Source organism: Bartonella sp. AA56HLJMS (assembly GCF_042197145.1).
In the GTDB taxonomy this organism is placed as follows: domain Bacteria; phylum Pseudomonadota; class Alphaproteobacteria; order Rhizobiales; family Rhizobiaceae; genus Bartonella.
On the sequence record NZ_JBHIRL010000005.1, the window covers coordinates 93809 to 106640 of the forward strand.

Annotated in this window: 7 protein-coding genes and 1 tRNA gene; 2 read left to right on the top strand and 6 right to left on the bottom strand. The window is 36.0% G+C overall.

Features of this window, described 5'->3' with window-relative positions:
- Positions 1 to 94: 94 nt before the first annotated feature.
- The 4 genes from ACFINI_RS04200 to ACFINI_RS04215 all read right to left on the bottom strand — a co-directional run bounded on the left by ACFINI_RS04200 (position 95) and on the right by ACFINI_RS04215 (position 3751).
- A complete protein-coding gene (locus ACFINI_RS04200; RefSeq protein WP_375646174.1) occupies positions 95 to 568 on the bottom strand; it encodes an NADPH-dependent FMN reductase in 474 nt (157 codons plus the stop codon).
- A 223-nt stretch (positions 569 to 791) separates the two neighbouring features.
- Positions 792 to 2135, bottom strand: coding sequence for an MATE family efflux transporter (locus tag ACFINI_RS04205; RefSeq protein WP_375621116.1), 1344 nt, complete (start codon positions 2133 to 2135; stop codon positions 792 to 794).
- A gap of 317 nt (positions 2136 to 2452) precedes the next feature.
- Positions 2453 to 2529: transfer RNA gene (locus ACFINI_RS04210), tRNA-His, on the bottom strand.
- 139 nt (positions 2530 to 2668) lie between these two features.
- On the bottom strand, positions 2669 to 3751 hold the full coding sequence (locus tag ACFINI_RS04215; RefSeq protein ID WP_375646180.1) for a quinone-dependent dihydroorotate dehydrogenase: 1083 nt from the start codon (positions 3749 to 3751) through the stop codon (positions 2669 to 2671).
- Between the two features lie 1316 nt (positions 3752 to 5067).
- Between ACFINI_RS04215 and mscL the strand changes: the two genes are divergently transcribed.
- Positions 5068 to 5475, top strand: coding sequence for a large conductance mechanosensitive channel protein MscL (mscL, locus tag ACFINI_RS04220; protein WP_026500234.1), 408 nt, complete (start codon positions 5068 to 5070; stop codon positions 5473 to 5475).
- Between the two features lie 18 nt (positions 5476 to 5493).
- On the opposite strand, the gene ACFINI_RS04225 is transcribed toward mscL, so the two are convergent.
- Both ACFINI_RS04225 and ACFINI_RS04230 read right to left on the bottom strand, forming a co-directional pair.
- Positions 5494 to 7200, bottom strand: a complete 1707-nt coding sequence (locus ACFINI_RS04225; protein ID WP_375629605.1) for an ATP-binding protein — start codon at positions 7198 to 7200, stop codon at positions 5494 to 5496.
- 1154 nt (positions 7201 to 8354) lie between these two features.
- Positions 8355 to 10928: a DNA translocase FtsK gene (locus ACFINI_RS04230; protein ID WP_375646186.1), complete on the bottom strand. Its 2574-nt coding sequence runs from the start codon at positions 10926 to 10928 to the stop codon at positions 8355 to 8357.
- A gap of 460 nt (positions 10929 to 11388) precedes the next feature.
- Between ACFINI_RS04230 and ACFINI_RS04235 the strand changes: the two genes are divergently transcribed.
- Entirely contained in the window at positions 11389 to 12819 is a 1431-nt protein-coding gene (locus ACFINI_RS04235) for an aldehyde dehydrogenase family protein (RefSeq protein ID WP_375646194.1), read from the top strand.
- The last annotated feature ends 13 nt before the right edge of the window (positions 12820 to 12832 follow it).

A 12832-nucleotide genomic window follows, 5' to 3' on the forward strand; every position in this document is an offset into this window, starting at 1 on the left:
TGACCGGCAAAAGGGCGCCAATATTCCTGTACTACCAACGACTAACTAACGGTATTTCTTATCATTTTTGATCATATCCTCCACCCTTATTATTTTAAAATTTATACATTTCATCAACAAGATGTGCGCAGCGAGCCCGTACATCTTCGCTGTTCAATCTCCATGTACGGCCTGCATTCTCAGACACAAAATCATCTTTAGCCGAAGCAACTTGATATTGCAGAGCTTGTCTATAAAGCGTATGCACAACTGGTACCAAATATTTACATGACAGTAGCGCATTTTTTGCTGTACTGCCATGAGAGAGAAGACCAACAACTTTATCCCAAAAAGCATCACAATCTAAATTATCAAAAGCGTTCTTCAAAGTCTCTGAATAAGACCTGTGATAAACAGGGCTTGCAAGAATAACATCGTCAGCGTCTGCGATTGTTTTGACAAATGTATACACTTTAGCATCGCAATGGTAATAACTTAAAAAACAATAACTTTTTAAATGACTCCTCAACGGCGTATGAATATAAGCACGTTTTTTCTCGTCATTTTTTAAGGTATTAAACTCTTCCAATCTACCGAACTTACTCTTAAATTGTAGCCGAATGATTTTAATAAACCCATATTATTTTAAAAACTCAACAAATAATATTGAGACTACAATCAAAGACACTTCTTTTCAATATTAAGCAAGTTTTGTAACCTATATTGTTATCTCCATAGAAGTAAAACAGCCTCTATGGACGATGAGTAGCTAAGCCTTCACAGCTAGTGCTTTACAAGCGCTTTTATAACACTCACTCTGCCCCAAACATAGGATTGCATTTTATTAAATAACCCACGCGCATATAATTAAAGATAGAAACGATTAAGCTTGCACCAATCATGCCAAACCAATAGCCAATAAAGCCATATTCAAAAAAATGCGCCATTAGCGCTCCCCCAAATAGGCCTAACCCCCAATAACTTATTGCTACAACAATTGTTGACCAAAACGTATCAAGCAAGCCCACAAGTATGCCATTGAGCATAGCACCTAAAGTGCCAAAAGCAAAAGACAATAAAATGAACGGAAGCAATTTCCAAGAGAAAACAACAACGCGTTCTGAAGAAATATTAAAGATGGTTGTAAGGATGAATCCATAAGAGAGATAAACAATCCCTGATAAAAACAAGACATAAGTTACAGCAAAAACAGTGACATTCATACGCAATTGTTTTAGAGCCATATTATTCCTATCTGCTCTATACCACGCTGCTATTGTTGCGGCTGCGCTGGAAATCCCCAAAGCCACCACAGAAATAAGCATATCGAGACGCATCCCTATCGTATGTGCGGCCAAAGATTCGACCCCATAAGCCGTAATCATGAATGCAATGAACGAAGGAAAGCCCTCCGCAATAAGAATACGTATACCAATGGGTAGCCCTACTCGCAGCAATTTTATTATTCGTGAAATCTCTAACTTTTGTCTCAAATAATTAAAGCGAAAAGAATGAAAAGCAGAATTGCGGGACAAAATTATTGCTGCTGCAATAACAATTAAAATACGGATCAAACTGCTCGCAATTCCTGCACCAAAGACACCTAATCCGCTTATAGAACCTATACCAAAAATAAGCGGCCAAGAGATAAGAAAATTCACAAGGATAGCCGCAAGCATAACCCAGGTTAACGGCTTTGGATTACCAATTGCTGACAGTAATCCCCGGCTATTCACATAAAGATAAAAAAACACCACCCCTATAGCAGCACCACTATTATATTCCTGCGCTATATTGGCAATTGTCCCATCTTGGCCGAGAAAACACAAAATATTCCTCGTGTTGAGTAAAATGATCGCACTCATCATTCCAATCAAAAGGGAAAGCCATATTCCTTGATCAAACCATGCCTTCAATGCATATCTATCTTGTCTACGAAAACTTTCCGCAAGTTTTGGTGCAACCGCGGTAATAATACCTAGCCCAAACAACATAACAAAACTAAATATACTCAGAGCTAACATTGTACCACTCAAGGCTTGCACGCCTAAATGCGCTACAAGCGCTGCATCTGTGAAGGAAATCATCATCTGAGAGATAAACCCAACAGCCAGAGGCATGCCAAGAGAGAGCAATTGCTTCATCACAACAAACATTGTGAAATACCCTTCCATATTGAAGGGCATATTAAGCTCGGATCTTTTAAACAAAACACATTGATTTTTTCCGTAAAGTCTTTCCATCGCAAGTCTTGTGTAAAGGATGCATAATGAGAACGCATTAAGGTAAGAGGAGATGCCCAGTTCTTAAAAGAGAAGTGCAATGCGCCTTTATTGGTTTTCTGTACTTTATGCCATGCGTTTTTTTTGTACAATATTATGCCCCCAAGCAACTACAGTCATTGATAAAAGATCCTCAGTGAGCCGTTTGTTCGTCTTGTATATCCATTTTCAGTATTTTCAATAAAATTTTTTGGTACGGTTGGTGGGATTTGAACCTACGACCTCTGGTGCCACAAACCAGCGCTCTAACCAACTGAGCTACAACCGCATAAAAAGAAAATGTATCATAACTGTTCACGATTTCGTAAACATTTATTCTTATGCTTATGTGACATAAGGAAAATCAACAAAGTTTGCAAGCCCCTTTAAAAAAATCTCGCAATTTTTTGTGAAGAAAAAAGCGTTTTTTACAAAGGAAATTTTGCCCAATGCTCAAGACTATGATCACGATAGCCTTTTATGTTATCAACTCCATCTTGTTGCATCATCTGCAAAATCTCTTGCAGAATAGTTATGACAAGATCTGGACCTTCATAAACCATCCCACTGTATAATTGAATCAAATCTGCACCAGCTTTTACTTTTTCCAAAGCAGTCTGTGCATCCTTTACACCGCCAACGCCAATGATTGCAATCTCCTTCCCTAATTTTTGACGCATTTTTGCAAGCATAATAGTAGAACGCTCAAAGAGTGGACGTCCAGAAAGCCCACCCTCTTCATTACGGAAGTGACTATTACTAAGACCTTGGCGTGAAAGAGTTGTGTTAGAAACAATCAGCCCATTAAAATCAGAAAGTTTTATTTCTTCAGCAACATCATCTAATTCTTTCTCTGATAAATCGGGAGCAATTTTTAAAAAAATGGGAATGGAGAATCCGTGCTTGTTCTCTTGCTCATTTCGCTCTTGCGAAATTGCACTCAACAAAAGATGCAAACTGTCACGGGCCTGTAAATCACGTAAACCTGGTGTATTAGGAGAAGAAATATTAACCGTAAAATAATCAGCAACATCATAAAAATGAGCAATACCAACAGTATAATCATCAATCTTATCGACCGTATCCTTATTGGCTCCAATGTTGACTCCTATAACACCAGTTTTTTTACACGCACGCAATCTATTGTAAACAACTTGATGTCCATCATTATTAAAGCCCATTCTATTAATAATCGCTTCATCTTCTTTTAAACGAAAAAGCCGTGGTTTAGGATTTCCAATCTGAGGGTTTGGTGTCACTGTCCCAATTTCAGTAAAACCAAATCCTAACCGAAAAATACCATCTACAACCTCTGCATTTTTATCAAACCCCGCTGCAAGACCAATAAAATTTTCAAACTCAAGACCAGCAACAGTTACACACAATCGTTTATCGACAACCTTTTGACAACCATTTAATCCACTTTTCAGCCCAAGAATCGCTAAACCGTGTGCTTGCTCTGGATCCAACATAAATAAGGCAGAACGGCCAATACAACGAAAAAAACTCATCAATTCTTCTCCACAACATAAAAATGATCCATCGCACCTAACCTCTACCTTTTAACACAAAAGATTTCCAATCAAAGCAAGCATATTATCCAAATAATATTCCCCTTCTAGAAGAAAACTCATCACATAATAGTTATACATGTTTATATTGGTTATATTATGTAAAGAACTTTTTATTCTTAAAAAATGTTTCTCTTTTTCGACATTTTTTAAAGATTAAAATATGAATCCTAATCTTATAAAATTCAGCATGAATTGAAACATCAATGGCCCTTACCATAGTCATGGTTTTATGACGTCTTATGCAGGCACGCTCATAATTTTCTTAAAAATGCAGGCAAATTATCTCTATTCCCAAAGTTCCTTTGTGTAATATTGTTTTCAATAGAAACAAAGCTTGTTCTATAAAGCTATTTTTTCCTAGCATTTATAGGATACATGGTTCATAAAATCATCTAAGTTCATACTATTGTTGCACTATTTATGAGCAACAGATTGTTCAATCAATTTGTACTCTATTGATAATCTGCGTTGTTTTCTTTGCCATTTCTGATGTATTAAATACAATTTTGCATCTATTAAGTGCTCTGCCTAACATATATTTTAAGTAATGACAGTTGATTATTGAACTCAAACATTATACCAACGACTTCCAAACCAAAATGATCTTGCAAACCCTAGAGCTCTGCTATTTATAAACTGATACAATCTTCCAGCAGATGAAATGTGTTTCTTCCATCCGAATTATCGCCATTTTAGCTCATGTAACCCAATACAAATAGCTTTTAGATAAGCCATAATGCCCTCCTAATTGCTATTATCGCTTACTAAATTAAGAGGAATTAAATTATAAGTTTTACTCCTGCCTCATCTATCTATTTCTTCTATCAGTGCTGAAATATATTTTTTATTCCTAAATTCTCTTTTTATGACAAAATGTTATGCTAATATATGCACTTCATTTGAAAAGCTTTCTGATAGCTCAACTTTCAACACTACTCATTTTGTAGTATTGTGTAAAAATCTCTCTTTTTAATGTTATCATAAAGATCTTGAGGAAATTATATAAATTAAGCTACAGTTTTCTACTTTCTGTTGAAAAAGCAGATATAGTTTTTATCAAAAAAGCTTTTTTCTAGGAAATATTCTATGTACATTCAAATAGAGCCCTAAAGCTCTTTATTAAACCTTATAAAGTTCTTTGAAAATAATATTAATATCGTAATATAATCCTAAAAATAAAATCTGCCCTTTCCTTTTTCATCAAAAGCGGTAAGTAAATTACCGTATATCGCTTATATAAAGGGGAAAACGCAATGCTTAAAGAATTCAAAGAATTTGCCCTAAAAGGTAATATGATTGATCTTGCTATCGGTGTGATTATAGGGGGTGCTTTTGGTAGCTTGGTCAACTCAATTGTCAATGATATTTTTATGCCAATCATTGGGCTGATTACAGGTGGGATTGATTTTTCTAATATGTTTATTCAACTTGCTGGCGAAAAACAAGCAACATTGAGTGCCGCCAAAGCAGCTGGAGCAACCATTAGCTATGGACACTTTATTACTTTACTTATCAATTTTCTCATTATTGCTTGGGTTCTTTTTTTATTCGTTAAGGCTATGAATAAAATTCGTAGAAAAGAAGAAGAAAGCCCCAAAAAAACGTCTTCAGAAGAACAACTTTTAACAGAAATTAGAGATCTTTTGGCTAAGAAAAAATAATTTTATGCAAGATTTACATCATGGAACACGAGGAAAAAACATTTCCACAGTTGTTCCATGATTGGGTTTTGAGAACAGTAAAAATTGTCCCCCTCTTTCTTCCACCATTGCTTTACACATTGGGAGGCCTAAACCTGTTCCCATAAAAGCGCTATCACCAGATCGTCCATCTTTGCGCTCTACTTGACCATAAGGTTGCAGTGCCTGTATAATCTCTTCTTCGTTCATCCCTATACCATTATCACTCACTGAAATTTTTACACGTTCTTTTCTATAAGAAACGTGAACAATAATCTGTCCACCCAAAGGTGTAAAACGAATAGCATTGGAAAGAAGATTCCATATAATCTGGCGAAACACTTGTTGTGATACAGGAATAAATGGAACGTGAGGTGGAGCAACAATACGCATGATAATGCCATTCTGATTGGCTTGAGTTTCAAGAAAAGCTATCGTCGCACGTAAACAAGATATTACATCAAATGTTTCAGAAATAAGGGAAGAATCAATCTGGTTATCGGAACCAGAATAATTTATCTTGGAGCACTCTAGTAATTGATTAATCAGCAATAATATATGTTTTCCAGAGGAAATAATATCGCGTAAATATCCATGATAGCGCTCATTTTCTATCGAACCAAAACGGCCTTCTCTCATAATTTCTGCAAAACCAATAAGAGCATTCAAAGGTGTTCGTATTTCATGAACAACTCCAACGATTTTATCCTCTTCTGCTTTTTTTTCTCCTGATGGAACTGTTTGTGTCCTATCACGCAACATAACAGCATAATTGCCTTGCTTTGCCAAAAATACAATCGTTATCAAAACGGTTATATTTTTATGATTTTTTGTCATTAAATCAGCGGTTTCACTGCGATTTAAAACCTGATTTTTTCCCTCCATACGGATTGATTTAAAATACTTTTCAACCAAAAGTCGGCTTTGCAAAGTAAATAATGAAGAGAATGGTTGTCCTCGTAGTTCATTTATTTCATAACCCATTAATGCTAAGGCTGCCCTACTCGCTGATTGAACAAAGCCCTCTTCATCCAACCATAAAACACCATTTGTTGCTGTATCCAACAATGATAAAACTGCAGCGGGCTCTTTTACGAGAGCTTGTTCTATAGCATTTACCGGCAATGTTTGTGCATATGGTAACTGAATAGCTGTTTCTTCAACTAAATTTTCTTCTTTTACCGATGAATTCAATTCATCACGCAATTGCTCTGCAATTTCACGAAAAGCTGAGCGTTCTATCTCCGTAAGACATGGCATTTCTGTTTCTAGCTTTTCATTTCTTTTTTCTTGGACTTTTTTTTGTATTTTTAAAACACCAAAGCCACGAAACCCCTTAAGCTGCTTTTTAACATCAAAAATTGGCAAAGCTGACAATTCAACATCAAGCCATTGTAAGCAACCATCAACAGGCCATTGAACAATCTCTTTACTCCAAGGCATAGCCGCTTCAATAAAACGACTGAGAACCAGATATCGATCATCATTAAATTGATGAGCAAGCTCATGAAAACTACACCCTAAAATAGAAGAAGAGAGAGGACCAACAACTTCAGCTAGCTCTTTTGAGACTTCACAAAACAAACCATTGTGATCGATTTCCCACGTAAAAGGCCGTGGCAAAAGCTCTGGTGTAAAACGAAAAGCTTCTTGCTGACATTTTAATTCATTTGTATTTAACTTTAACTCATCTGCTTTTAATGGCATAACTAAAACTAAAAAGTGTTGAATTTACTCTCAAATGAATAATGCTAATTTGTTTACAATTATCTATTCTGGTTAAAATAACTTGATATCTCATATCAATTGTCTGTAGCAAAATTTTGACTGTTTCATCAACAAAACAAGAATAAAAAGAAGCTTCCAGCTCTTGTTGCTTATTCACCCATTATTGTAATAAATCTTGTTACAATAATGGTAACATCTCCCTCGCATAAATAGTACTCAAAAAGAATACACTTATTTTACGCATTCATGCGCCTGTTTTGAAAAGATATCTCTCAAGATCCGCAAGCTTATTTTACGACAGTATCCGTAAATGGTGTAATGTAAAGGTCCCTATAGAGGATATCAAGGCATTGTGCACTACCATTTTTATGCTTATAAAAGAGCTTGTTAGCACCATCATTATACTAATTTCAGCCCCTAATGTTACCAATAGTTCTCGGCATTTGAAGGCGTTCATAAGAAGCCTTTTTATTTTTTAACTTTTTTACTCGTACATTATTATGATACGCAAGAAAATGTTTTTAATTGTTTCAACAGAAACAGATTTGAAATGAGAAAATCTTACAATGTTTGAGACTTTTATTCACTGTGAATAATGATAAATTACTATAAATCAATATACTGCATTATAAAAATCTCTTTTTCAAATAAAGCTTCTCGTAAGAACATCTTTCTTGAGCCAATAATATCAAATGATAATAAATTCAGCGTGACGCTTTAAAGTATCCTATGCAACAGAACTTGCATATTGGGCATTTTTCTTATGATGCTCTCAATAATCTCCCAAAGATCTTTCTTTCATTAGAATCGCTACAAAAGAAAAAACAAAAAATATGCCACCGCACTATTTTATTAAAAAATTTCTCTGTAAAAAAGAGAACACAAATCATCTGTCCTCATATAAAGATTTGTTTAATTTCTTTATATTCCAGATCATTTAGAAATGTTAAAAATATCTCATAATCTCCTTTGATATCAGCTTGTTTACCTTATCAGAAGTCTTAATACAAAAGATCGCTTTTTCTTTATTACTCTCCATTTAAATTTTTAATATTATATAAAAAATAAAACAAGCACATTTAAATAATGACTGTCAGATATTTAAAAAATTGCATATTTTTAAATGTGTTTGTTTATTTTCCTTCATTGAGTAGAATTTCACGTTTTCCAACATGATTAGCGGCTCCAACAATGCCTTTTTCTTCCATCCGCTCGACGAGAGAAGCTGCTTTATTATAGCCGATTGAAAGTCGGCGCTGAATATAAGATGTTGAACATTTTTTATCACGCATAACAATTTTTACAGCTTGGTTATAAAGTTCCTCACCCTCTTCATCAAAATTTTCTTCCTCAGAATTTCCAGCAGCTGAATCAGCAGAAGTATCCTCTTTGTTATCGTCTTCATTATCTGTTACCGTTGCTAAATAATCAGGTTTACCTTGCATTTTTAGATGTGCAACGATGGATTCAACTTCTTCATCAGAAACAAAAGGTCCATGAACGCGCACAATGCGTCCACCACCAGCCATATGAAGCATATCCCCCTGACCTAAAAGCGTTTCAGCACCTTGTTCACCCAAGATCGTACGACTATCAATTTTTGATGTTACTTGAAAAGAAATGCGGGTAGGAAAGTTCGCTTTAATTGTACCTGTGATAACATCAACAGAAGGACGTTGCGTTGCCATAATAAGATGAATACCTGCCGCACGCGCCATTTGCGCTAAGCGCTGAATGGCATTCTCTATCTCTTTCCCTGCCACCATCATAAGATCAGCCATCTCATCAACAATCACAACAATATAAGGAAGCTGCGTGAGATCCATGGCTTCTTCATGATAAAGCATTTCCCCTGTTTCCTTATCAAAACCCGACTGAACAGTACACATGATCGTTTCGCCTTTTTGAGCGGCAAGTGCAACGCGTGCATTAAAACCATCAATATTACGCACACCCAACTTAGCCATTTTGCGATAACGCTCTTCCATTTCACGAACCGCCCATTTTAAAGCTGTTACTGCTTTTTTGGGATCTGTGACAACGGGTGTTAAAAGATGTGGAATGCCATCATAAACAGAGAGCTCTAACATTTTAGGATCAACCATGATCAAACGACACTGCTTTGGTGTCATACGATAAAGAATCGACAAAATCATTGTATTAATTGCAACAGACTTGCCTGATCCTGTTGTTCCTGCAACCAATAAATGAGGCATTTTTGCTAATTCTGCAATGACCGGTTCACCATTAATCCCCTTCCCCAAAGCAAGAGCAAGTTTAAATTCACTTTCACGAAAAGAACGTGTTTGGATTAATTCCCGTAAATAAACGGTTTCACGAACCGCATTGGGTAACTCAATCCCGATAACATTCCGTCCAGGAATTACAGCAACGCGTGTAGAAATAGCAGACATAGAACGCGCAATATCATCAGAAAGATTAATAACGCGTGATGATTTTACACCCGCAGCGGGTTCAAATTCATACATTGTTACCACTGGCCCTGGATGAACATGGATAACTTCACCCTTAATGCCAAAATCTTCCAAAACACTTTCTAAAAGTCCAGCACCACGTTCTAATGTTTCTTGAGGAATCATCGTACCTTCATGAAAAACAGGTTCCTGTAATAAGTTGATCGGAGGAAATTCATAAACATCACAGTCAATAGATTGAATATTTTGCATAAAAGCAGAATCATAATTACCTAATGGCATACGAGTAGATTGCAATGTTTTAGTTTTACTGTTTGCTTGCATCACAGAAAAATCTTTTGAATTCTTTTTGACGGCTTTGTTTATACAATCAACAGTATTATTGGCGACAATATTATTGGTATTTTCAGTCTCTATACTAGCCCCTGCATCACTTAACGCCCCTGTATTACTTAACGTATGAGCAGAATCTTCAACAGAAAGCTTAGAATGACACTCTTTAGTAGTATCATTATTTGTATGCATTAAATCAGAAATTTTCTCAACACCTCGCATCCTTTCCGCTGGAGATTCTGATGTAATTGAATCATAGAGTTGTGGAAAGCGGTATTCAAGAACACGGTAAAGAGCAGTTATTGACTCATCAAAGGCTGTGGGAATATCCGGTGTAATTTCATTTGTCGTGTCAATTGATGTTCCATCCTCTTTTGATATTTGAGTCTCCACATGTTCAAATATCAAAGATTCACACTCAAAAAATGCATCATCAGAAAGATGCAACGCAGGTTTTATTTTTTGTAGCACATTTTCCACTTGTAATTTATGTTCTTGTTTATCCTCCTCAAGTGGAATATTTGCTGACGGCATACGAGTAGTTTGACGTGACAACTGCTTCAAAACCGTTGAATGACAAACTGATGTTTTATTCTCTATTGATTGAGGATTAATGACTTTTTTTGTCGAAAGAATATTTGTTGTTTTCTTGTTACAACGTACAATATCTGTATCTGTAATTTTTTTTTGATCTTGCTTCGTAAAAATTTTAAACTGTTTTGCAAAAACTGGATCTGTTTCTATACGACGACGCAAAATCTCAACTTCTGGGGTTCTCGTGAAACGGACGTTTTTTCCGAGAGCAAATGCCTTTTTCCACACTTCCGGATAAGGAAATATCTCAGTAATCTTAACAGATAAATCTTCTCTTGATGCACCTTTTGTACCATCATCAGAAAAAGAAGACGTAGAAATAGATTTTGTTTTCGAATTATGCATGGCACCCAACAAATTTATAGCAATGAGAAAAATAACCTTTTCAAAAAGAATTCGTAGAAACTATCATACGAAGGTTAATAACCTTTTGCTGATGGTTACTTTTTAATGAAAAAAATAATGCCATAATGCATATTCATAATCTGCCTTTTGCATATTTACGATATAAATTGCCCAGTTTATGGTGTCATAGAGCTCGTATTTCATTTGTTTTGAAGAAAACTTCATGATAAAAAAGCTTCAAGAAAATTGTCTATGCCTCTCTTTCTCTCCCTTTTCATAAAAGAAACTAGTCTCAATAATACAATAAGCATTGCTCTATTGAATTCTCCATGCTCAATTATCACGATATAATCTAATTTCTCACGTTTTTATAAGATTATCCTTGTTATCCTCGTTTAAAAAGGCTTAGACTAAGACAATCATAATTACATAAATATAAATAGAAAAAAGGGAGTGAATTATGTTTGATAAACGGAAATTTTATATCAATGGTCTATGGGATGAGCCAAGCACTCCTCACGATTTTGACGTCATTAATCCATCAACAGAGGAGGCTTGTGCTGTCATTAGCCTTGGAAGTACAAAAGATGCTGATAAAGCAATTAATGCGGCTAAAGAAGCCTTTCAAAAATGGAAAACAACATCACCAAATGAGCGTCTTGGATTTGTTGAAAAAATTCTAGAGATCTACGAAAAACGTTCCAAAGACATGGCAAAAACCATTTCAATGGAAATGGGAGCACCGATTGATATGGCGCTTAATGCGCAAACTGCAACAGGAAGTTCCCATATTCGCAATTTTATCGAAGCTTATAAAGAGTTTTCGTTCCAAGAAACTTTAATAAAGGGAAATGAGCAAGCAATCCTTCACTACGATCCTATCGGCGTCGTAGGATTAATTACGCCATGGAATTGGCCCATGAATCAAGTAACTCTTAAAGTTATTCCTGCTCTCTTGGCTGGCTGTACCATGGTGTTAAAGCCCTCTGAAATTGCGCCTCTTTCTGCTATGCTTTTTGCTGAATTTTTAGATGAAGCCGCACTTCCAGCCGGTGTTTTTAATTTAATCAATGGTGATGGTGCGACTGTCGGCTCTTACCTCTCTGCACATCCAGATTTAGAAATGATCAGCTTTACTGGTTCAACTAGAGCAGGAAAAGATATTTCTAAAAATGCCAGCGCTACTTTAAAAAGAGTCTGTCTGGAACTTGGGGGAAAAGGAGCGAATATTATCTTTGCTGATGCCGACTCAGATGCTGTTCAACGTGGTGCACGACATTGCTTTTATAATAGTGGACAAAGTTGTAATGCACCGACTCGTATGCTTGTGGAACAGAGCATCTATGACAAAGCCGTGAAAATAGCCAAAGATATTGCAGAAACAACAAAAGTAGGACCAAACTGCCAAGAAGGAAATCATATTGGGCCCGTTGTTTCAAAAAAACAATATGATAAAATTCAAGATCTTATCCAATCGGGAATTGATGAAGGTGCAACTCTTGTTGCAGGCGGGACTGGTTTACCAAAAGGAATGGAACGCGGTTATTATGTCCGTCCAACAGTCTTTGCTGATGTAAAACCTCATATGCGTATTTTTAAAGAAGAAATCTTTGGTCCAGTTCTCTCGATTCTTTCTTTTAGTACAGAAGAAGAAGCCGTCGCTTTAGCGAATGAGACTGAGTATGGTCTTACAAACTATATTCAATCGCAAGATCGCAACAAATGTCGTCGTATTGCGGAACAAGTACGCTCTGGTATGGTAGAAGTTAATGGACATGGATTACCCAGTGGAAGCTACTTTGGTGGTGTAAAATTTTCTGGGCGCGCTCGTGAAGGAGGACATTGGGGAATTAAAGAATTTCTCGATAGTAAAGCAATTTCGTACTGGTAAAATCTTATTAAAA

Bases quoted from the DNA above. Each gene is read 5' to 3' on its own strand.
- ACFINI_RS04205 (WP_375621116.1), bottom strand. From the start codon at position 2,135: ATGTTTGTTGTGATGAAGCAATTGCTCTCTCTTGGCATGCCTCTGGCT.
- ACFINI_RS04215 (WP_375646180.1), bottom strand. From the start codon at position 3,751: ATGAGTTTTTTTCGTTGTATTGGCCGTTCTGCCTTATTTATGTTGGAT.
- mscL (WP_026500234.1), top strand. From the start codon at position 5,068: ATGCTTAAAGAATTCAAAGAATTTGCCCTAAAAGGTAATATGATTGAT.
- ACFINI_RS04225 (WP_375629605.1), bottom strand. From the start codon at position 7,200: ATGCCATTAAAAGCAGATGAGTTAAAGTTAAATACAAATGAATTAAAA.
- ACFINI_RS04230 (WP_375646186.1), bottom strand. From the start codon at position 10,928: ATGCATAATTCGAAAACAAAATCTATTTCTACGTCTTCTTTTTCTGAT.
- ACFINI_RS04235 (WP_375646194.1), top strand. From the start codon at position 11,389: ATGTTTGATAAACGGAAATTTTATATCAATGGTCTATGGGATGAGCCA.